18 protein-coding genes and 1 pseudogene are annotated in these 22,107 nt (G+C 60.8%); 15 read left to right on the top strand and 4 right to left on the bottom strand.

Features of this window, described 5'->3' with window-relative positions:
• Positions 1 to 187: 187 nt before the first annotated feature.
• The gene (locus tag IVB19_RS03420; RefSeq protein WP_018453186.1) at positions 188 to 877 is read right to left on the bottom strand and encodes a haloacid dehalogenase type II; all 690 of its coding nucleotides are present in this window, start codon (positions 875 to 877) and stop codon (positions 188 to 190) included.
• A gap of 316 nt (positions 878 to 1,193) precedes the next feature.
• Between IVB19_RS03420 and IVB19_RS03425 the strand changes: the two genes are divergently transcribed.
• A complete protein-coding gene (locus tag IVB19_RS03425; RefSeq protein ID WP_247821041.1) occupies positions 1,194 to 2,570 on the top strand; it encodes an aspartate aminotransferase family protein in 1,377 nt (458 codons plus the stop codon).
• A gap of 93 nt (positions 2,571 to 2,663) precedes the next feature.
• On the opposite strand, the gene IVB19_RS03430 is transcribed toward IVB19_RS03425, so the two are convergent.
• Positions 2,664 to 3,140, bottom strand: a complete 477-nt coding sequence (locus tag IVB19_RS03430; protein WP_018453188.1) for an Lrp/AsnC family transcriptional regulator — start codon at positions 3,138 to 3,140, stop codon at positions 2,664 to 2,666.
• A 115-nt stretch (positions 3,141 to 3,255) separates the two neighbouring features.
• Positions 3,256 to 4,581, bottom strand: a complete 1,326-nt coding sequence (locus IVB19_RS03435; protein WP_247299260.1) for an NAD(P)/FAD-dependent oxidoreductase — start codon at positions 4,579 to 4,581, stop codon at positions 3,256 to 3,258.
• 386 nt (positions 4,582 to 4,967) lie between these two features.
• Here IVB19_RS03435 and IVB19_RS03440 point away from each other — a divergent pair, with 386 nt between their 5' ends.
• The 10 genes from IVB19_RS03440 to IVB19_RS03485 all read left to right on the top strand — a co-directional run bounded on the left by IVB19_RS03440 (position 4,968) and on the right by IVB19_RS03485 (position 17,524).
• Entirely contained in the window at positions 4,968 to 5,156 is a 189-nt protein-coding gene (locus tag IVB19_RS03440) for a hypothetical protein (protein ID WP_018453189.1), read from the top strand.
• Positions 5,157 to 5,259: 103 nt separating this feature from the next.
• Positions 5,260 to 6,963, top strand: a complete 1,704-nt coding sequence (locus IVB19_RS03445) for an ABC transporter ATP-binding protein (RefSeq protein WP_247821042.1) — start codon at positions 5,260 to 5,262, stop codon at positions 6,961 to 6,963.
• Positions 6,960 to 8,624 carry a peptide ABC transporter substrate-binding protein gene (locus IVB19_RS03450; protein WP_085361104.1) on the top strand — a complete coding sequence of 555 codons (1,665 nt, stop codon included), beginning with the start codon at positions 6,960 to 6,962 and terminating at the stop codon, positions 8,622 to 8,624. The genes IVB19_RS03445 and IVB19_RS03450 overlap by 4 nt, the downstream gene beginning before the upstream one ends.
• A 72-nt stretch (positions 8,625 to 8,696) precedes the next feature.
• Positions 8,697 to 9,647 carry an ABC transporter permease gene (locus IVB19_RS03455; protein WP_018453192.1) on the top strand — a complete coding sequence of 317 codons (951 nt, stop codon included), beginning with the start codon at positions 8,697 to 8,699 and terminating at the stop codon, positions 9,645 to 9,647.
• Between the two features lie 37 nt (positions 9,648 to 9,684).
• Entirely contained in the window at positions 9,685 to 10,563 is an 879-nt protein-coding gene (locus IVB19_RS03460) for an ABC transporter permease (protein ID WP_026232479.1), read from the top strand.
• 153 nt (positions 10,564 to 10,716) lie between these two features.
• Entirely contained in the window at positions 10,717 to 12,027 is a 1,311-nt protein-coding gene (locus IVB19_RS03465) for an NAD(P)/FAD-dependent oxidoreductase (protein ID WP_026232480.1), read from the top strand.
• Between the two features lie 87 nt (positions 12,028 to 12,114).
• Positions 12,115 to 13,542, top strand: coding sequence for a threonine synthase (gene thrC / locus IVB19_RS03470; RefSeq protein WP_247360895.1), 1,428 nt, complete (start codon positions 12,115 to 12,117; stop codon positions 13,540 to 13,542).
• Positions 13,543 to 13,992: 450 nt separating this feature from the next.
• Positions 13,993 to 14,778: a GNAT family N-acetyltransferase gene (locus tag IVB19_RS03475; protein ID WP_018453197.1), complete on the top strand. Its 786-nt coding sequence runs from the start codon at positions 13,993 to 13,995 to the stop codon at positions 14,776 to 14,778.
• Between the two features lie 11 nt (positions 14,779 to 14,789).
• Positions 14,790 to 15,983, top strand: coding sequence for an alanine racemase (locus tag IVB19_RS03480; RefSeq protein WP_198293338.1), 1,194 nt, complete (start codon positions 14,790 to 14,792; stop codon positions 15,981 to 15,983).
• 83 nt (positions 15,984 to 16,066) lie between these two features.
• On the top strand, positions 16,067 to 17,524 hold the full coding sequence (locus tag IVB19_RS03485; protein ID WP_018453200.1) for an aldehyde dehydrogenase family protein: 1,458 nt from the start codon (positions 16,067 to 16,069) through the stop codon (positions 17,522 to 17,524).
• Between the two features lie 146 nt (positions 17,525 to 17,670).
• Here IVB19_RS03485 and IVB19_RS03490 read toward each other — a convergent pair whose 3' ends face one another.
• Complete coding sequence (locus IVB19_RS03490; protein ID WP_026232483.1) at positions 17,671 to 18,543, bottom strand: LysR family transcriptional regulator; 873 nt, start codon at positions 18,541 to 18,543, stop codon at positions 17,671 to 17,673.
• A gap of 74 nt (positions 18,544 to 18,617) precedes the next feature.
• On the opposite strand from IVB19_RS03490, the gene IVB19_RS03495 reads away from it, so the two are divergent.
• The 4 genes and pseudogenes from IVB19_RS03495 to IVB19_RS03515 form a co-directional block, all read left to right on the top strand.
• Positions 18,618 to 19,685, top strand: coding sequence for a four-carbon acid sugar kinase family protein (locus IVB19_RS03495; RefSeq protein WP_026232484.1), 1,068 nt, complete (start codon positions 18,618 to 18,620; stop codon positions 19,683 to 19,685).
• Complete coding sequence (pdxA, locus tag IVB19_RS03500; protein WP_026232485.1) at positions 19,682 to 20,686, top strand: 4-hydroxythreonine-4-phosphate dehydrogenase PdxA; 1,005 nt, start codon at positions 19,682 to 19,684, stop codon at positions 20,684 to 20,686. The genes IVB19_RS03495 and pdxA overlap by 4 nt, the downstream gene beginning before the upstream one ends.
• Positions 20,686 to 21,720, top strand: coding sequence for a cupin domain-containing protein (locus IVB19_RS40325; protein WP_345946341.1), 1,035 nt, complete (start codon positions 20,686 to 20,688; stop codon positions 21,718 to 21,720). Before pdxA ends, IVB19_RS40325 begins: the two co-directional genes overlap by 1 nt.
• Positions 21,689 to 22,033, top strand: a pseudogene (locus IVB19_RS03515) (cupin domain-containing protein); the annotation flags it as partial. The gene IVB19_RS40325 and the pseudogene IVB19_RS03515, both read left to right, overlap by 32 nt.
• Positions 22,034 to 22,107 lie beyond the last annotated feature (74 nt).

A 22,107-nucleotide genomic window follows, 5' to 3' on the forward strand; every position in this document is an offset into this window, starting at 1 on the left:
GGCGGACCGCATCCGCGCGACAACACCATGATGCCTCGACAGCGAAGTAACACAATTCTGTCGGATGAGTAGTTCGAACACAGAAAAAGGGAGCGGTTGAACCGCCCCCTTTATTCATCACGCAACAGTCTCTACTGAAATTTTCGAAGGTCTACGTGCCGCGAAAGAGCCCGAAAAGGATACGCCTTCACGCACTTCTTCGAAGGGGCTCCAAGCCGACTGCGGCGGCGAGCCCGCCGATGTCAGCGACCTCAGTGTATTCATAGAAGGGATTCGCGGGCTCATGACCGCGGTTCACCCACACCTTGCTCTTGATGCCCAGGTCGTAGGCTGTCATCAGGTCGTAGCGGAAGGAGGATGAGACGTGGGTGATATCTTCCGGACCGCAGCCAAGCTTGTCCAGCATGTATTCAAAGCCTTTCATGTGCGGCTTGTAGGCGCCGGTTTCCTCGGCCGTGATGACCGTGTGGAAGGGCGCGCCGAGCTTCTCGACGTTCGACATGATGAGGTTCTTCATGGAATTCGACAGGATGACCAGCGGAATCTCCCTGGCAACTTTGGCCAGACCCGCCGGGACGTCGGGGTGTGGACCCCATGTGTGGATCTCTTCATTGATGCGCTGGGCATCCTCCGGCCGAAATACGACACCGTTGCGCTTGCACGCGCGCTCTACCGAATTATGCACGACCTCGAAGTATGGCTTCCACGCGCCAAGAACTTCGTCCAGGCGATAGGCGGCGAAATCCTTGATGAAACTTGCCATCGTCGTGGCAGAAAGCTGGGAGCCGTAGACTCGCCTTGCCGCACCGGCCATGTCGAAATTCGTCAGCGTGCCGTAGCAATCGAAAGTGATATATTTCGGTCGGAACTCGGTCATGTCGTGGTATCCTCCAATCCTCTCGGCACCGCGTGCCAGTACGACAAGCATCATAATGAGCATCGCGTAAGATAAAGCGCCGCTTTCGCTGGAGCCGGAAGCAGATTGTGTCGTATCGGCTCGAAGCCTTGGCAGAGAGTTGCGCCAAGCAACCTTTCGAGTTGAACAGCACCGCCACGCGGCGGACGCCGCCGCGGTATAAGATGCGGCGTCGATCAAAAACGAAAGTCAAAACTCCTTTGGCTCAGGCGCAGCTTGGGAGGAACTGCTGTCGTCGATATCCTACTTTGCGTTTCGGGTTGATATGGAGGCCGAAATGTTGAGCAATTCGCTGATCGAGCTGGACCGCGCACATCTGGTTCACCCGGTCTCATCCTATCGCGGTCACGAGGCCTTGGGTGTGCGGGTGTTAAGATCAGCGAAGGGCGCGACCCTGACCGATGCATCGGGACATCAATTGCTCGACGGGTTTGCTGGTCTGTGGTGTGTCAACGTCGGGTACGGACAAGAGAGCATCGTTGAAGCTGCCACGAAGCAGTTGCGCGAGCTGCCTTACGCGACGGGCTATTTCGGGTTGGGCTCCGATCCGGCCATCCGGCTGGCCGCCAGGTTGGCCGAATTGGCGCCTGGCGATCTGAACCATGTTTACTTCACGCTAGGTGGCTCCGATGCCGTCGACAGCACAATCCGATTTATTCGGTACTATTATCATGCCAAGGGTACGCCGCAGAAGGATCAGTTCATTTCCGTCGAGCATGGCTACCACGGATCGTCGACGGCAGGGTCCGGCTTGACCGCGATCCCCGCCTTTCATGCGGGCTTTGGGGTACCTTATAGCTGGCAGCACAAAATTCCGTCGCACTATACCTATCGTAATCCTGTCGGTTCCCATCCTCAGGCTATCATTGCTGCGTCGGTCGCGGCCCTGCGAGCCAAGATCGCCGAACTTGGCGCAGATCGCATTGCGGCTTTTTACGTCGAGCCAATTCAGGGATCAGGGGGTGTCCTCGTGCCACCGCCATCTTGGTTGAAAGCCATGCACGCCGTTTGCAAGGAGAACGATATTTTGTTCGTAGTCGATGAGGTCATCACTGGCTTTGGTCGTGTCGGCCCATTTTTCGCCTGCGAAGAAGACGACGTCGTGCCGGATTTCATGACCACCGCAAAGGGTCTGACGTCGGGCTATGTGCCGATGGGAGCCGTTTTCATGTCCGACCGCGTCTACAACACGATTGCGGACGGAGCCGGCAAGACGGCCGTCGGCCACGGCTACACCTATTCCGCGCATCCCGTCAGTGCAGCGGTCGGGCTCGCGTGCCTGGATCTTTACGAAAATGGCTTGTTGGCAAACGGCCGAAAGGCGGGGCACCGCCTGATGGAAGGCCTTCGCGCGCTTGCCGATCAACCACTTGTCGGCGATGTCCGTGGTCGCGGCATGCTGGCCGCAATCGAGCTCGTCACGGACAAGGAGCGCAAGACGCCCCTGCCGGCGGAAGCTGACGCCGCGCGCCGCATATTCGACCGCGCATGGGACAACGGTCTCGTCATCCGCGCCTTTGCCCAGGGCGTGCTGGGTCTTGCGCCCCCGCTCTGCTGCACGGATGCGGACATCGACGGCATCATCGAACGAACTCGCATGACGCTCGACCAAACCCTCGAAGACAGGGACGTCCGCGCGGCGATGAAAGGATAATCACTGCGCCTGTCATTCCGAGGCCAGAAAAAGCCTGAGCCGTAGCGCCGGCCCGGCGATCTGCCCATGCTCCCCGGGGTGGAGGATTGTTCTTCAGCTATTGAATATGCTTTCGAGAGGCAGATGGGATTTCACGATCGGGGACTTCAGCACGACAAAACTGAAGTATTTGTCGATTCCGATATCCATCTCGACGAGACGTTCCATCAGCGCTTGATATTCGCTGATTCCCGCTGTGATAAACTTCACCAGGTAGTCATATCCGCCCGAAACCAGATGACATTCGACGACCGAATCTATCTTTTCGATGGTCGTGAGAAAGCGCGCGAAATCGATCTGGCGATGATTTTTGAGCGTGATCTCGGCGAACACAGTCAGAGTTTGTCCGAGCTTGGAGACGTCGATCTGGGCGGAATAGCCGGTGATGAAGCCCTCCGTCTGGAGCCTCTTGACGCGCATCAGGCACGGGCTCGGGGAAAGGTTTATCAGCTCTGCGAGCTCGACGTTGGAAGTCCGCCCGTTCTTCTGCAGTTCGCATAAAATCCTGATGTCGATCTTATCGAGCTTCATAGGCAATGCCATGAGATGGGAGCCATAGCGGCGTCAAGGCTTTGAGGCTTCAGCGTCATACGCACTGTCATAGCACCAACCAGCATCCTTTCCCACCGGGCGGAGAGATTGCTTTTCAGAACTCGGCGACCTTGCCCCAGGCACCCGTTTTCAGCCGCTCCGGCCTGTATGGACGCGGGTCGACGATCGGTGCAGTACCAGTAATGATGTCCGCCATCAGGTGCCCTGCGCCGGGACCAATCCCGAAACCGTGTCCGCTGAACCCGGCCGCAAGGATAAAGCCCGGAATCGCCCCCACCTCACCGATGGCGGGAACGCCATCCGGTGTGCTGTCAATATAGCCGGCCCAGACATTGGAGATTGCGACGCGACGGAGTTCAGGCAGCAATTCGCAAGCTCTTTTATGTGTCAGCCGAATCTGCCGCATGTCGGGACGGGGATTAAGTGTCCGGTTCAGCTCCATCGGGGTCGTCTCATCGAGCGCCCACTTCGCCAAGGATTCATGACCTTGGCGCATGCCCTCGAATGCTCCAGGGGCGAGACTGCGCCAGCGGCGAGCAAACATCGGCACGAATTCGCGGGCGAACCTGAATTGCTGCGGCGTTGGATCGACTCGCGCGCGCCCGCTTATCGCCAGCGTGTACCCGCCGCTGCTACGCCGCGTGAGCGACACGACTGCAGTGTGCAGGGCGTCGGGCAGACCCGCCGCGCCAGGAGCCACGGCGAGAATGGACTGGCGCACGGACGCCTGTGGGAAGCGAATGCCGAGCTGGTTGCAGAACGAAGAGGCCCAGGCCCCTCCTGCCATGACCACCGTGTTGGTCCGGATTGTGCCCATTTCGGTCACCACGCCGTTCACCCGGCCGGCACGGAGCTCTATGCCGCGAGCGGCGCAGTGCTGGTGCACCGTGCCGCCCGCCGTCATCATCGCACGCGCGACCACGGGCACAGCCTTCGAAGGGTCTGCCGTTCCGTCGGTTGGAGAGGAGACGCCGCCTTTCCATTTGCGGCCCGTCGCTTTGCCTCTCTCGCTAGCTTCGTTCGTGCTCAACATGTGTGTCGTAACGCCGACCGTCTTTGCAAAATCGCGCCATTTCGCCCAGCAGGTCAGCTCATTCTCGTCATTCGACAGATAGAGAAGCCCGCAGCGGCGGAAGCCCGTGTCTTCCCCGGTCTCCTGTGCTACTCTCTCCCAAAGATCGAGACTCTTGGTGGCGATCGGTAGCTCGCGTGCGTCGCGATTCTGTTGACGGCACCATCCCCAATTGCGACTGGACTGCTCGGCGGCGACACGCCCCTTCTCTAGCAAGGCGACCTTAACGCCGCGGCGGGCGAGATAGTAAGCCGTGAACACGCCCACCACGCCGCCGCCAATGACGACGACGTCAGCCTCTTGAGGCAGAGACGGGCTTGATTCAATATGGATGAGCGGCGCACTCATGAAGCGAGGACTCCCGGCGTTTGACCTATCGTAGCTGAGCATTCGCGGCAGGTGCTCTGCGGGAATTTGTGATTAGACGGAATATTCTGCGGTTTGCCGACTACTGTTCAAGCTATTATTGCGAGAACACGTTGCTCGCGCCCACCTCATTCGCCAAAGCACCAGGGCATCAGGCGTTGAGCGCGTGCAGCCGTGCCGTGCACAAGGCAGGCCGCCTGAGAGTTCTCTCGTCGCGGCGCAGACTGAAATGCCAGATGGCACTTCGTTTTCAGAACTTCCTGCTGCCCATACGGCGCGTTTCGGCGACTCTGGGGTGATTGAAGCAGTCAAACTCGCGAATGCCGGGTCAATGTCGATCAGTGGCAGAAGTTCTAAAGGGACGCTGGATGAGCCTTGTCCAGGAACAGACCTCCACAAGAGCAATCAAGCTGGATGGGACTGTTAGCTCCACGAACTTCGATTCAGTGATCGAGTTGGCCGCTCGTCCGATGTTTTGGCTTGAGCGACAGCTTTTTCCTGTCGAGCACCAAGCTTTGAATCATGTCGCACTCTCCGAACAGGGAATGGCAAAATGAGCGGCGAATTTTCGACCTGTCCGATCGTCGCGGCGGCAACAATGGCCGAAGAGCCAATCCGCAGCAGAATGACCCAACGCCGTTGAAAGGGGAGACTGTTCAAATGGCCTCTGCCTCTCAGGCTGTAGCTTCGGAAGATGTGGCACTCTCGGTGCGCGAACTGACCGTGAGCCTGCCGGCCGGGATGGAGCGGGCTCACGCCGTCGAGAACGTCTCCTTTGATCTGAAGCGGGGTCAGATACTGTGCATCATTGGAGAGTCCGGATCGGGCAAGTCGGTCACAGCCAATGCGATCATGGGGCTTCTGCCCAAGGCGATACGTGTTGCCTCGGGTTCGATCGACCTGAATGGGACCGACATCGTAGCCATCTCGCCCGATAAGCTCCGCAACCTTCGCGGCCGCGTCGTCTCGATGATCTTTCAAGATCCGCTCTCAGCGCTCAATCCGCTGATGACCGTGGGCGCGCAGATCGAGGAAGTGATGGCAGCGCACGACGTTGGGACCGCGAAATCCCGTCGCAGCCGCGCCATAGACTTGTTGGTTGAGGTCGGCCTTCCCGATCCGCAACTCATGTATCACCAGTATCCATTCCGGCTTTCGGGCGGGCAACGGCAGCGGGTGATGATCGCCATGGCTCTGGCTCTTGAGCCCGCGATCCTGATTGCGGACGAGCCGACGACCGCCCTCGACGTGACGACGCAGGCGCAGATCCTCAAACTGATCCGCGACATTCAGCGCCGCAAGGGAATGAGCGTGATGTTCATCACCCATGACTTTGGAGTCGTGGCGGAGATTGCCGATTCCGTTGTGGTGATGGAGAAGGGTCATTGCGTGGAGCAAGGCAGTGCCGAGCAGGTGCTCAAGTCGCCCAGTCACCTCTATACGCGCCGCCTGATCGCGGCCGTGCCGCACCTGACCGGCAAGGACCGCAATCCCTTGGAAGCCGCCGACAGGGCGTCAATCCTGAAGGTCGAGTGTCTGGTCAAGACCTATCGTAGCGGCAGTGCGCTTTTCCGTACGCAGCGCATCGTGCCTGCGGTCAATGGTGTCTCGTTCGATCTCACGCAGGGCCGCACGCTAGGCGTTGTCGGAGAAAGCGGTTCGGGCAAATCGTCGCTCGGGCGGCTGCTGATCAAGCTCATGGAGAGCGACGGTGGCTCGATTTTCTTCGAAGGCCGCGACGTCGCCCGGCTTACCGAGGCCGAGTTTAGGCCGCTAAGGCCAAAAATCCAGATGATCTTCCAGGATCCTTTTGCGTCGCTCAACCCGCGCTCGACGGTCGGGCAAATTCTCACAGTCGGGCCGGTCGCGCATGGCGTGCCGCACAGAGAGGCTGGTGAGCGGGCGCGGGAGCTTCTGTCCCATGTCGGCCTGGATTCAGGCGCCTTCGACCGCTATCCGCACGAATTTTCCGGCGGTCAGCGCCAGCGCGTCGGCATCGCCCGTGCGCTGATGTTCAAACCACAACTGCTGATCGCCGACGAAGCCGTCTCCGCGCTTGATGTCTCGATCCAGGCCCAAATCCTGAAGCTGCTGGATCAGATTCAGCGGGAGACCGGCGTCTCGATGATCTTCATCACGCATGATTTGCGCGTTGCCAGCCAGATTTGCGATGAGATCGCCGTCATGCATCGAGGACAGATCATCGAACGCGGACCGCCGTCGCAGATCTTCCTGGACCCGAAATCCGCCTACACGCGCGAGCTCGTCGCTGCCATCCCCGGCAAGCAGCCAAGGGGCGCTCGCGCGCTCGCGGGAGTCAATGAATACCGGCGGGACACAGCCAAGAACGAGGAGAGGTCATGACGGAAGCCTATTTTGACTCGAGCTATTCACGGCGCAATGCACTTCGATTGATGGTGGCCGGGGCTGCCGGCCTCGCTGCACCAGGCCTGTTGGGTACGCCCGCCTTCGCTCAGAAGGCCCCCGCCAAACCGAGCGGTCGCATCGTCGTCGGACTTGGACAAGAGCCGACCGTCTTCAATCCGCTGATGGCGCACATTGAAGTCGATGATGGTGTGCATTTCTCGGTTTTCGACGCGCTCTTCCGGATCGACCCAAAGGGTGAGATTGAGCCCAACCTTGCCGTCGAAGTACCGAACCAGAAGAACGGCGGCATTTCGGAGGACGGCCTCAAATGGCGCATCCGTCTGCGTGACGGTGTGCGCTGGCACGACGGCAAACCCTTCACGGCCGAGGATGTGAAATTCACCCTCGAACTGATCACCAATCCCGCCTTCCGGAGTTGGCGCACAGCTGGCCATGCCCTCGTGCGCGACATCACGGTGATCTCGCCCACGGAGATCTCGTGGCGAATGGAACAGGTTTTTGCGCCTTATCTTTCGTTCCTGACCGAAACCTTCATCGTGCCCAAGCACATCCTCGAGAAGGAGGCCAATCCAAACAACGCCGCCTTCAACCAGGCGCCGGTCGGCACCGGCGCATTCAAATGGGGTAAGCGGGTTGCAGGCGATCATCTCGAACTCGTGGCTAACCCCGAATATTTCGGAGAAGGCCCACACATCGAGAAGCTGATCTTCAAATACATTCCCGATCTCACCGTCCTCTACACTCAGTTCAAGAGCGGTGATGTGGACCTGATGGGGCAGCCGTACATCACAGCTGATCATTACGAGGAAGCCAAGGCGCTGGCGAACCGAGTGGTGACACTGGTCCCAAAGGCTTCATTCGAGTCCTTTTACCTGAATTTGGAGCGTCCACAGTTCAAGGAACTTGCAGTCCGTGAGGCGCTCTACGCAGCCATCGACAAGGAATCGATCATCCAGGGGCTCTATTACGGCGTGCCGACTCCGACGGAGACCTTCATGCCGAGGCAGTCCACCTACTATAACCCCAATCTTCCGGCACACGCATACAATCTGGACCGCGCGCGCCAGATCCTCGACCAAGCCGGCTGGGCGCCCGGGCGGGATGGCGTTCGTGCCAAAAGCGGCGTCCGTCTGTCCTTTGCCAGCTCGACCACGTCAGGCGATCCGCTTCGCGAGCAGGTGCAGCAGTTCTTGCAGCAGACATTTGCTCAGTTGGGCGTCGAGATGAAGATATCGAACTTGCCCGCCGCGGTGATGTGGGGCGAGTTCTGGCAGCAATCGCAATTCGATTCCGTGATCGTCGGCAGCACGTATCTGATCGGCGCCGACCCGGACGTGACCAATCGCTTGCACTCGCGTGCGATTGCAGCGAAGGGCGGGCGTGGTTCGAATAATGCGCAGTATTCAAATCCAGAGGTCGATGCCTTGCTCGACCAAGGCGCTCGCAGCTTCGATCCGGACGCGCGGCGCTCGATCTACCGTCGCGTACAAGAGCTCGTTCGCCGCGACCTGCCCTTCCTGCCGCTGTACCAGACCAATTCGGTCCAGGGTAACAAGAAGGGCATTTCCGGCGTCGTGCCGAACGTCAACACGCGCACCGAATCCTGGAACGCGCTGGCTTGGTCTTGGGCGAGTTGACGTATCGCCGCCCGAGGCCCGTATAGGCGCAGGGCGGCGCCTAGGCGCTGTCAAGCTAACATGGAGACTCGAATGCCCGGGTTCCTGCTTAATCGCTTTTCGCAAAGCATCGTGCTGTTGGTGATCGTCTCGATCATCGGCTTCACGGTGCTCAACTTCATGCCGGGCGGTCCTCTCGCGCAGTTCGGGCTGGATCCCGGCATGACCCAGAAGGACATTGAGCGACTGGCAGAGCAGCTCGGGCTGAACCGGCCGTTGTGGATTCAGTATTTTGATTGGGCCTGGCGGTTGGTTCAGGGCGACTGGGGTCACTCTTTCCGCGACGGAACGCCGGTGCTGGCGGTGATTGGGCGTCACCTCTTCGCTACGCTGCTGCTGATGGGGACTTCCACGGCACTGGCCATCGCCCTTGGTTCCTGGATCGGGATCCGCGGTGCCACCCACCGCTATTCCCTGTTCGATTATTGCGCGACGATTGGCGCCATGGTCGCGCTGTCGGTCCCGACCTTCTGGTTCGGCCTCGTCGGCATCTATATCTTCACGTTGAAGCTCGGTTGGGTGCCTGCAGGGAACATGTACACGATCGGCGACGGATCGGTGCTGGACTACTTGCATCACCTGATCTTGCCAAGCTTGGTGTTGTCGCTGGTCCATGTCGCGGTCTGGAGCCGCTACATGCGCACCGCGACCCTTGATGCGCTGAGCCAGGATTTCGTCAAGACGGCTCGTGCCAAGGGCCTAAGTGAGCGCCGCATCCTGCTGAAGCATGTCGTCGGCAATGCGCTGTTGCCGATGATCACCCTGGCTGGGGTGCAGTTGCCGAGCATTCTGACCGGCGCGTTGGTCACTGAGACCATCTTTACCTGGCCGGGAATGGGGCGGCTGTTTCTCGACAGCCTCGGCTACAGTGACTATCCGATGGTCATGGGGCTGTTGATATTCTCAGCCATCCTTGTCGTGCTGGGCAATCTCGTCGCAGACATCCTTGTCGCACTCGTCGATCCGCGCATTCGTCTCAGCTGAAGACGCCGGTTCGTGCCGTCAACAGGAGTCCCCCGTTATGACTGACATCTCCGCCCACCTCCCTCCAATTCGCTGGTGGCACAGCCGCGGGGTGCGCCGGTTCATGCGACACCATCTGGCGCTGCTCGGGTTCGCGATGATCGCCCTGCTCGTGTTGGCGTGCGTCGTGGGCCCCTACGCCTTGCCTTACGATTCGCTCTATATAGATCTGCGCGCCCGCTTTGCTCCTCCCTTGAGCGGTCATCATTATTTCGGCACCGACCCGTTGGGGCGAGACTTGGCCGTGCGACTCTTGATGGCCGGGCGTGTCTCGCTACTGGTGGGATTCTCCGCGATGTTGTTGTCAACGCTGATCGGAACGCTCGTCGGCGTGACCGCAGGCTATCGCGGGGGCTGGATCGGAGCCGCGCTGATGCGCACGGTGGATGGCTTTCTTTCCTTCCCCTCGATTTTCCTCGTGCTGGCGTTGGCCGCGACGCTCCGGCCCAGCCCGATGATGATCACTGTCATCATTGCTGTCACGAGCTGGATGGAGGTTGCCAGGATCGTCGAAGCCGAGGTCCGTTCGCTGCGCGAGCGCGAGTTTGTCCAGGCCGCGCGCATGGTCGGTCTGAGCGGCAGGCACATCATGCTTCGCGAAATTCTGCCCAATGCCACGGGTCCGATCATCGTGGCCGCAAGCCTCACCGTCGCCCGTGCGATTCTTCTGGAGGCCTATATCAGTTTCCTTGGTTACGGCATCCAACCACCGCTGCCCAGCTGGGGCAATCTGCTCAACGGCGCCCAGCAATATCTGGCCAGCGCTCCCTGGCTTGCCATCATTCCAGGCGCTGCGATTACGATCGCAGTGACCAGCTTCAACTTCATCGGCGACGGGCTGCGCGATGCGCTTGACGTTAGAGATGACCACATTTGACGGCTTGAGCCCAGGTGGCAGGCAGCGGACAGCGTTGAAGGCTATCCAGCAGAACCTCTTGATAGCGTAGACGTCGCAAGCATCGCGTTGGCTGATCAGAATCCGTCTTGTCAGTAATCCAAGGCCACTTTTAACACACGAGAAGTCAGCGACATGCACGAGCCCAGAGCCGCAGAGAAGGACACGCCCTATTGGTGGGAAGCCGCACCACTTAGGTCGCTGCCTCAACAGACTCTTCCCAAGAAACTTGACGTGCTGATCGTGGGCGCTGGCTATGCCTCTCTTTCGGCCGGGCTGGTGCTGGCGCGCGAGGGACGCTCGGTTGCGGCCTTTGACGCGATGAGTCCGGGCGAGGGAGCCTCGACGCGCAACGGTGGAATAACCAGCGCGAGCATACGGCCGGATTACGCCGCGATCTCCCGACGCTTCGGCGCAGACAAGGCGCTGGCAATCGAGGCGGAAGGCAAGATCGCCCGCGAGTTCCTTTACGATTTCATCAAGACCGAGGGGCTTGCCTGCGATTTCCAGCTGGTCGGGCAGTTCAAGGGCGCGTTCGGATATGAGCAGTACGACACGATGGCGCGTAGCGCGGAAGTATTAGCGAAGAGGCTGCGGATCGAGTCTCACGCCGTACCTTATGCCGAGCAGCACAGCTACATCGGCACCGATGTCTACCGGGGTGGAACAGTCCGGATGGATATCGGAGGGCTACAACCGGCGAAGTTTCACGCTGAACTGCTTCGCGTGGCGCTCGCTTCGGGCGTCGCGGTTCATGCGGATACGCCCGTCATCTCCATCGAGAGAGATGGTTCCGGATTCCGTATCGTGACCTCGGCCGGTTCGGTGCAGGCGCGTCAGGTGCTGGTTTGCACGAATGGCTATACTGATAGCGCCGTTCCCTTCCTGCGCCGCAGGCTGGTCCCGGTTCGCAGCCGGATCATTGCAACCGAGGAGCTCGCACCTGACGTCATGGCGCGGCTGATGCCCAAACGCATGATGATGACCGAGAACCGCCAGGTCGGGTTCTATTACCGCCCATCGCCCGACGGCAAACGTATCCTGTTAGGGGGGCGCGACAGCTCTCGTGTCGGTAACCCGGTGGCTCCAAAGCTCCTGCTGCGCAAGGGGTTGGTGAACCTTTTCCCCGAACTCGAGAATGTTCACCTTTCGCACAGCTGGTTCGGCAATGTGGCGATGAATCGCGACATGCTCCCGCGCATCTTCGAAGAGGACGGTGTGGTTTATGCCACTGGCTTCTGCGGTTCAGGCGTCGTCTGGGCGCCTTGGATCGGGATGCACGCGGCCCACAAGCTGATCGGAAACCACGAACGGGCGCGCACCGCCTTTGACTTCCGTCCGCCGGACTCCATCCCGCTCTATCGTGGCGATCCCTGGTTCATGCCCGCCATGATCTGGGGATATCGGATGCAGGATCGTTTTGCGCTGTGGCGCGACCGCCGCTGACGGCTGGAAACTCCATCGGGCATTCCCAAAGGTACAACTCAGGTCATGGAGCTGGCGGCACTGCCGCCTCTCGAAAGAAGAGCATCGATGCACTACGTATCCACGCGCGGACATTCAGGTCGCAGACAGTTCTGCGAAACATTGCTTGAAGGCCTCGCCGAGGATGGCGGGCTGTACGTACCTGAGACCTACCCGCGTGTGGACGCCGCTACATTGGATGCGTGGCGTGCCTTGTCCTATCCCAGCCTGGCCTTCGAGGTCCTGTCGCTCTACGTCAGCGATATTCCGCCCGCTGACCTGAAGGCAATCTGCGAAAAGACCTACACGCCCGAGATCTTTGGAACCTCGAGCATCGTTCCGCTTCGAAAGCTCGAGACGCGGCTTTACCTCCAGGAATTGTCGAACGGTCCTACGCTGGCGTTCAAGGACGTGGCCATGCAGTTGCTCGGCAATCTGCTCGAGTACGAACTGGCACGGCGGCACGACGAATTGAACATTCTTGGGGCGACCAGTGGCGACACCGGGAGCGCTGCGGAATACGCAATGCGCGGCAAGAAAGGGGTGCGGGTCTTCATGATGTCGCCCCTCGGACGGATGAGCTCCTTTCAGCAAGCTCAGATGTTCAGCCTGCAGGACGACAACATCCACAACATCGCCATAGATGGCGTGTTCGACGACTGCCAAGACATCGTCAAATGTGTGTCCAGCGATCTGGAATTCAAACGACGATATAAGATAGGTGCGGTGAATTCGATCAACTGGGCCCGACTGGTCGCGCAGGTCGTCTATTACTTCTCCGGCTATTTTCAAGTCTCCGAAGGGAGGTCAGCAGGCGTTGACTTTTCCGTGCCTTCAGGAAACTTCGGAAACATCTGCGCTGGTCATGTTGCGCGCATGATGGGACTTCCAATATCCCGTCTCGTCCTTGCGACCAACGAAAACGACGTGCTCGACGAGTTTTTCCGCAGCGGCATTTATCGCGTCAGAAGCCGAGCTGACACGCTTGAAACATCGAGTCCTTCCATGGACATCTCCAAGGCGTCAAATCTCGAGCGTTTCGTGTTCGACTTGCTCGGTCGCGACGCCCGTCGGACGAAATCGCTGTTTGAGAACCAACTTTGGGAATGCGGTTCGTTTGACCTCAGCGGTGATCCCAGCTTCGTAACGGCGGCGGCGCGTTTCGGATTCCGCAGCGGCAGGAGCACTCATGCCGATCGACTGGCGACGATCCGTGACACGTGGGAGCGCTACAACACAATGATCGATCCTCACACTGCGGATGGTGTGACGGTCGGGCGCATGCATGCGAGCCCCGAGACGCCGATGCTTGTGCTCGAAACTGCACAGCCAATCAAATTCGCTACGACGATCAAGGAAGCGTTAGGCCGGCAACCAGATCGTCCGCAACGGTTCGATGGACTAGAAGGGCTGCCGAGGCGAGTCAAAGTCCTTCCCCCGAATGCACAAGCTATAAAGAACTACATTGCGGACATCACGCAGGGTGCAACCTGTTGAAGGGTCGATTCCGGATCGAAGAGTGTTTCAGCCGTGGCTGTATTTACGGTGCTGTCACCCGACGAGGTCGCAGCGTTCGTTCAAGCGCGCTATCGGAGCGATCCGCGGTTGATGCCCGGTATCGTTCCGGGCCATCGGATGCCGGAACGGGATCGCGCTGCGGCGTGGCGAGACGCTGACAGCACATCGTCCCTTCTATCGGATCATCAATGCAATTCCCTGCCGAACTCTGCGTCAGCCTGATCGCGTAATGCTGTCGCAGCCAAGATACGCTGCAATTCGCGGGAACATCGTCAGATGGACCTCGCCGTGTCAGGCACTGACGATTAGTCCGCTAACCCAAGCATGAGACGTCGACGCATCATGGCAACCGAAGCTACCCAAGCCGGAGAACGCGAGATTGAAGACGTGGCCCTAGTCCCTTTCGCGAGAGCGCATCTGAAAGGTGCCTTGAAGCTCTCGCAGGAGATGTCTTGGCCGTATCTGCTCAAGGATTGGGAATTTGCGCTGCAGCTTGGCCGCGGTTTCGTGGTGACGAGTGCGGGTGCTGTGGTGGGGACCGCGCTGTGGTGGCCTTACGGCGACACCCATGCTTCCGCCGGAATGGTCATCGTCTCGAAAGCCGTTCAGGGACGGGGGTACGGGGCCCGGCTGATGGACGCGCTGCTCGCGGCGGCACGACCACGAATCGTCACGCTGAATTCGACCGCCGAAGGCCTTGCGCTTTACGCACGCCGCGGCTTCGCCAGCATCGGCATGCTGCACCAGCATCATGGCGTTCCTGGCCAGGGCCGCGACATGCCGCCGGTCGGAAACGTCAGAGCGATGGTTCCGTCGGACTTCGAGGCCATAGTCGGTCTCGATCACGAGGCCACCGGCTGGATGAGGCGCGAGATGCTGAACCGGCTGATCGAGGTCGGTTGCGGCTATGTCCTGCTGCGTGACGGCATACCCCGCGGCTACGCCATTTCCCGTCTCTTCGGCCGCGGGCATGTCATCGGCCCTGTGATCGCCGAAAGCCCGACCGATGCGCGCGCATTGATCGAGGCCGCGCTCGCGCCCCTCGGGAGTGTTTTCGTCCGGATCGACACCTCCGCCTCCTCGCAACTCGGTGACTGGCTTGGAAACATCGGCCTGCAGAAGGTCAGCGACGCCACCACCATGGTCTTGGGGACGCAGATGCCATGGACCGGGCCGGCGCGCACGTTCGCGGTCGCCAACCAGTCGTTCGGCTAGGAGACCTTGAGATGCAACGCCCCGATATGCGCCGGACGGATAGCCAGAACGCCGCGCCACGCGAGATAACCGCGACGGTCGGCGCACTGGCGACGCCGGCCCTCCTGCTCGACAAAGACCGGCTGGATCGCAATCTCGCCCGTCTGTCCTCTCGTATGGCCGCGGCTGGCGTCGTGCTGCGCCCCCATATGAAAACCGCGAAATCCATCGAGGTTGCCCAGCGCGCCTATCCCTCCGGGCCGGGGCCGATCACGGTCTCCACCTTGGCGGAGGCTGAGTACTTCGCGCAGTACGGTTTCCGTGACGTGACATATGCCGTCGGCGTGGCACCGCACACCGCTGAAAGGGCGATGCGTCTCCGCAAAGCCGGCGTTGACCTTAAGGTGCTGCTCGATTCGCCTGAACAGGCGGCGATGTTGGGCACGGCAGCGCGTGCCGCCGGCGTGACGCCCTCCGCCTTCATCGAGATCGACTGCGACGGCCATCGCGGCGGGCTGACCGCCACCGATCCCAAGCTCATCGCCGTCGCGGCGGCCCTGGCCGAGGCCGGCGTCACGCTCGCCGGCATTCTCACCCATGCCGGCGAATCCTACAGCCTTTGCTCGTCCGATGCCCTCGTCGCGGCCGCAGAGAACGAAAGGGCCGTGGCCGTGGCGGCCGCGGAGACATTGCGGGCGGCGGGGCATGAATGCCCGGTCGTAAGTGTCGGTTCGACGCCGACCGCCCATTTCGCCGAAGGCCTGACCGGCGTCACGGAGATGCGGGCCGGCGTCTACATGTTCTTCGATCTGGTGATGCACGGCGTCGGTGTCTGCACGACCGACGACATCGCGATCTCGGTTCTCGCCACCGTCATCGGCACGAAGCCGGAGAAGGGATGGATTTTGGTCGATGCGGGCTGGATGGCACTGTCACGTGATCGCGGCACCGCGGCGCAGCGGGTCGACCAAGGTTACGGTCTCGTCTGCGATCTGTCCGGCCAACTCTATCCGAATCTGATCGTCGCGCAGGCGAGCCAGGAGCACGGCATCCTCGCCATAAGGTCCAGATCGGCTGCAGCCCTCCCGCATATCCCGATCGGCGCGAAGGTCAGGATTCTGCCCAATCATGCCTGCGCGACGGCGTCACAGCACGAACTTTACAATGTCATCTCGGCGGGAAGTGACGCAATCGAAGCTCAGTGGCCGCGGATGCGCGGCTGGTAGATCTGAAACAGAATCGGGCGGCGATTTGCGCATGCCCAGCTTCCGCTGGTCGGCGTCTATTACCGGATCAAGGATCGCTTCCAATGACCTCGGCCGTTCGACACCTGACGGAAGCCGGCTTCCTCGGCAAATTTTACATCGACGGAGAATGGCGGAAGCCGACAGGGTTGGCGACGGCGATCGTCGTCAATCCGGCGATCGAGCAGCCGGTCGCAGAAATCGCGCTCGGCGATGACGAGGATGTAGACTGCGCGGTCGTAGCCGCGAGAAAAGCCTTTACCGGCTGGTCCCGTAAGCCGGCTGCCGAGCGGGCGGCGCTGCTCGACCGGGTTCACGGTTTGCTTCTCGATAGACTGGAGCTGTTTGCGCAGGCCATCACGTGCGAGATGGGGGCCGCCATCACTTACGCGCGCCGCGCCCAGGTGCCGCTCGCTGCCGAACATATCCGCGTCGCGCGTGACAATCTCGCGACCTATCCGTTCATCGCCACGCGCGGCAGCACCGCGATTATGCGCGAGGCAATCGGCGTCTGTGGTCTTATCACCCCCTGGAATTGGCCCCTCTACCAGATTACGGCCAAGGTCGCTCCGGCGCTGGCAGCTGGCTGCACGGTGGTGTTGAAGCCGAGCGAACTTTCGCCGCTGAGTGCCCTGTTGTTCGCCAAGGTGATGGACGATGCCGGCTGTCCGCCCGGCGTCTTCAACCTCGTCAACGGGACAGGTCCAGTCGTGGGGACCGGTCTGGCGTCGCATCCGCAAGTCGACATGATCTCGATCACCGGCTCGACGCGGGCAGGCGTTCTCGTCGCGCAAGCAGCGGCGCCCACCGTCAAGCGCGTCGCACAGGAGCTCGGCGGCAAGTCACCGAACATCATCTTGCCGGATGCGGATTTGAGCCGGGCTGTTCCGCTCGGTGTCGCCGCCGCCTTCCGCAATCTCGGCCAATCCTGCAGCGCACCGACGCGTATGCTTGTGTCCCGCTCACAGATGGCAAAGGTCGAGATCCTGGCGGCGGCGGCCGCTTCTGAATTGGTGGTCGGCGATCCGCTTGCGGAAAGCACGACCCATGGTCCGATCGCCAACCCGCCGCAGTTCGAGCGTATCCAGGCCATGATCGGCATCGGCCTGGAGGAAGGCGCCAAGCTTGTCATTGGCGGGCCGGGGCGGCCCAACGACCTTCAGGTCGGCCTCTATGCGCGGCCGACCATCTTCTCGAACGTCAATCGCGACATGAGAATTGCGCAGGAGGAGATCTTCGGCCCGGTGCTGTCGATCATTCCCTACGATAGGGTCGACGAGGCGGTCGAGATTGCCAACGATACCGTCTACGGCCTCGGCGCGCATGTGCAGGGCACGGATATTGAAACGATGCAGGCGGTCGCCGGGCAGATCCGGTCTGGTCAAGTTCATCTCAACTATCCCGACTGGGACCCGAACGCACCTTTTGGCGGATACAAGCGTTCCGGAAACGGCAGGGAATACGGCCGCGAGGGCATGGAAGAATATCTCGAGACCAAGGCCGTTCTCGGATTCTATCGATGAAATTCATCTCGGAAAGCGAATCGGCTTCCGCTGACGCGGAAGTGTTTCCGGCGGTGATCGCACACGCGTCGAATCGACGAACACCTTCTCAAGTCGGGTTCAACGCCTGATAGCGCCGAGCCCTTGAGGAGCGCGAAGTTGAATCATTAGATCAGATTGCACTGTTCCTGCAGCCATGAAGCAAGATAGTTCGCTTTCCCAGACAGTTCAGTTTCTCCCGCCCAGATGAGGCCATAGTGGCTTTCGTCCGGATCGAAACCGGCAGGTGCGATGAGCCGCCCTCTATCTACGTCGTCCGTTGCAAGGACCCGCGGGCTGAGGGCAACGCCCAATCCCGCCAATGCTGCTTCGACGATGAGGAAGTGGTGATCGTAGAAGCGTATCTCCGCGGGGCGCCGCACCGACGGGTGGGTGGAAAGCCATCGCGACCAAGCGTCCGCCCGAGTCTTCGAACCTAGGGCGATGTAGTTTCCTGAGGCAAACACCGCTGCGAGCTGAGGGCTCATGACCGGTCCTACCCTTTCAGGAAAAAGGCGCCGGACGTGCCACGCCTCTGGGAGCGCAAAGTCGAGCCGACGTATAGCCAGATCGATCCGATCGCGGCGAAACTCGACGGGGCCGCCGGCGACTGACAGATGTAGAGCGATGTCGGGATGGACGGCCTGAAAGCTTGCAAGCCGTGGAATAAGCCAGCGCATAGCGACTGAAGGCTCGCATGAGAGAACGAGGGAGTTCTGCTGTGCGTTGGCAGCACGCAAGCTCTCAACGGTTGTCGCCAGCTCGGTGAAGAAACGGCCGAGTGTGAGGTTGAGCACTTCTCCAGAGGCAGTGAGACTCAAGCCACGTCCGCTTTTTTCGAAGAGTTTGAAGCCAAGGTCTTCCGACAGTTTGGTGATACGGCGACTCACAGCCCCATGGGTCAAGGCAAGGCTGTTCGCGGCAAGCCGAACCGACCCCAGCCGCGCAGCGGTCTCGAACGCACGCAAGTCGTCCAATGAAGGTATTTCTGATCGCCTCATTGGTGATCTCATATCACCAATGTAGCGCAAAAAATATCGCTTTTTATGTTGAATTTGCTTAGCATAATTGATCCATGCGAACCAATGGCGAATACACAATCGGTATCCTAGCCGACGACCTGACCAGCGCCGCCGATGGGGCCGGTCCGTTTGTCGAGCGCGGTTTGCGAGCCGTTGTCGGCCGACGCCGGCTGCCGCACCAGGAGGCCACGATTGTCGCCGTTGATAGCGGATCTAGATCAGTGCCGGTTTCGCAAGCGGCGCGGCGGCAGTCAGAACTTGCCGAGCAGCTCGCTTCGCGGGTTGTCCTCTACAAGACCGTCGACTCGACTCTTCGCGGGCACGTGACGGCCGAGATGGAAGCGGCCTTCACCGTAAGCGGCCGCAAGATGCTGGTCTTTGCACCTGCGTTCCCTGGCGCTGGGCGTACAACCGTCGACGGCGTTCAGCTTGTGGACGGCATTCCTGTAACGGAGACCGAATACGGTCGCGACCCCGTCCATCCGGCGCGACATTCTCGGCTGGCTGAGCTCGTTCCGGCCTCCATCGGAAGCGTCGTCATCCTTGATGCTGCAACACAGGCCGATCTCGACAAACAAGTTGCGGCCCTGCCGGATCCGGAGTCGATCCTATGGGTGGGCTCTCCGGGCATGGCCCTTGCCCTGGCGAAGCGTCTTGCGCCGCTTGCGGTTGCGTCGGACGTGACCGCCGCGGTTAGTGGCGACATTCTTGTTGCGATCGGCAGCGCCAATCCGCGCAGCCATCGTCAGGCCGACTGCATCGCAATGGAGCCTGGAATCGCTCTGCTGCAGGCTCCGATCGAACGGATGAATGATCCCGGATCCGTCCTGCGCGACATTGCTCAAAATGCGGCTCGACGGCTGGCCGACGAGCGTTTCGATATGGTGATCGCCACAGGCGGGGACACCATGGAGGCGATTCTGGACGGCCTGGACATTTATGAGTTCGAGATCCTGCAAGAGCTCGAGCCAGGCTTTCCGCTTGGCCGCACGTCCCTCGGAGATGGACGAGAGCTGCTGATCGCCATGAAGGCAGGCGGCTTTGGCGACGACGATACGCTGCGTCGTGCGATCACGCGGCTCCGCCTTGGCACCTCGGTATCAGAACTGGTTGTATCATGACCCAATCCGCTCCCCTCGCCGTCACAATGGGCGATGCCTCCGGCATCGGCCCGGAGATCGTGGCGAAGACATTGGCCAAAGCCGGCGAAGGCACGGTCGTATTCGGCAGCTACGTCGTGATGGAGAATATCGTCCATCGTCTGGGTCTCGAGCTGACGGTCAGGCGTATCGCCCGACCTGAAGAGGCGCGCTCTGAGCCGCGGTCCATCGAAGTCGTCGAGGCGACGCAAATCATCGCGCCGCCTCCGCTCGGGAGCGTCAGCGCCATGTCCGGCCAAGCTTCCTTCGATGCCATCGTCGCCGCCGTCGCGGCAGCCAAGGCCGGCAAGGTCAGCGGCATCGTCACCGCACCGATCAACAAGGAAGCGATGGCAAGCGCGGGCATTCGCTATCCCGGGCACACCGAAATCCTCGCCGACTATGGTGGTGCGGAGCGCGTTGCGATGATGCTGGCCAACGATGATATCCGCACGGTTCTCGTCACCATCCACATGTCGCTGCGCAAAGCCATCGACCAAGCGGATTTCGATGCCCAGATGTCGGCGATCCGGCTCGCAAATGAGGGCGGCAAGGCCCTCGGGATCGCGGCGCCGCGCATTGCAGTGGCAGGGCTCAACCCCCATGCCGGCGAAGGTGGTCTCTTCGGCGACGAAGAAATCCAGATCATCCGGCCTGCGATCGAAGCGGCCCGCGCCGAGGGCATCGACGCCAGTGGCCCCTGGCCCGGGGACACTGTCTACATGCAGGCCCGCAAGGGCCGCTTCGATGTGGTCGTGGCCCAATATCACGATCAGGGCCTAATTCCGGTGAAATATCTCGGCCTCGAAAAGGGTGTGAACATCACGCTCGGCCTGCCGTTCGTCCGTACAAGCCCTGATCACGGCACGGCATTCGACATTGCGGGTCGAGGCATCGCCGACACCGGCAGTCTCGAGACCGCGCTGGCTTACGCGCGAAGGCTCGTCGCCGCGCAAATTAAGACCAAAGAAGGGGTAGTCTAATGGGCCTTCGCTTTATCTTCATGCTCACGCGCAACGATCGCACCGTCGGGGACGCCTCTGAACAACTCAAGACCGCCCTGAGGCTTGGCGTTCGCCACATCGGTTTCAAGGACATCGGCCTGCCGATTGATCGACTCAAAGTTCTCAACCGGGTCATCAAGGCAGACGGCGCCACCTCCTATCTCGAAGTCGTCTCACTCGACCGGCAAAGTGAGATCGTTTCGGCGAAAGCGGCGGTTGAAATCGGCGTCAACGTCTTGCTCGGCGGCACACATGTTGACGACGTGTTGCCGATCCTTGCTGGCACCGGCATTCAATACTGCCCCTTCCCGGGTCGCATCACCGGTCATCCGAGCGTGCTCGAAGGGAGCATCGAGGAGATCGTTGAGAGCGCCCAGGCGCTCGCCGTGCGGGAGGGCGTGTATGGCCTCGACCTGCTCGCCTATCGCTCCAAGGAAGACGTCCCGGCCCTCATCAAGGCGGTGTGCGCGGCGGTGCCCAAGCCCGTCTATGTGGCCGGCTCGATTGATACGCCTGAGCGGATCGCCATCCTGAAGGACGCAGGAGCCGCCGGCTTCACTATCGGCACGGCCGCGTTGGACGGCAAGTATCCGGCCGACGACAAGGACGTCGCTCGCCAGCTTGGGGCCATCATCCGTGACGTGGCCGCTCTGAACCGGCATCTCTCGCCGCTCCACAAGAAGAACCTGGCCAGCTCGTTCGGGCAGCTCAAGGAGACTTGGTCTCCGAAGATCGCGGGTCAGATTAACGACATGCAGATCAAGCTCGCCAAGTTCGCGGGCGAGTTCGCCTGGCGCTTTCACAGGAGCGGTGACGAACTCTTCCTGGTGCACAAAGGCCGCCTGCTGATGAAGTTTCGTGATCGGGACGAGATCATCGAGCAAGGCGAGTTCATCGTGGTCCCGCATGGGGTAGAGCATTGCCCTGTCGCGCTGGACGACGTCTGCGAGGTCGTGCTGCTCGAACCCGGCACATCCATGGATGCCGGCACCGCTCACGACCTCGAAGGCTAGACCGTCTGCCTGCGATCGGAGCAAACGCTTGACGCCGTCGACCGGCCTTCGCCGGTCCGGCCTCGATGACCTCAGGACCTGGGAGCAGGACTCCTCCCGCGCCGACTCGGTGAAGACCGGAGTCTGGGAAGCCACGCCTGGCGAGAACCGCTCGATCAAGGGCGAGACCTTTGAGTACTGCCACATCCTTTCCGGCGTGGTGGAGCTGACCGAGGAAGGCAAGGAGCCTCGCATTTTCCGCGCCGGCGACAGCTTTGTGATGAAACCCGGCTATGTCAGCGTATGGAAGACGATCGAGACAGTGCGGAAGATGACTTCGGGCGCCGAAATGGGCTTTGCCGCCGCGCTGGTGCCTTCTCGACGCTCGTGGTTCAGGACATCACTCGT

Origin of the sequence: Bradyrhizobium sp. 187, assembly GCF_023101005.1 — a bacterium.
Classification (GTDB): Bacteria; Pseudomonadota; Alphaproteobacteria; order Rhizobiales; family Xanthobacteraceae; genus Bradyrhizobium; species Bradyrhizobium canariense_D.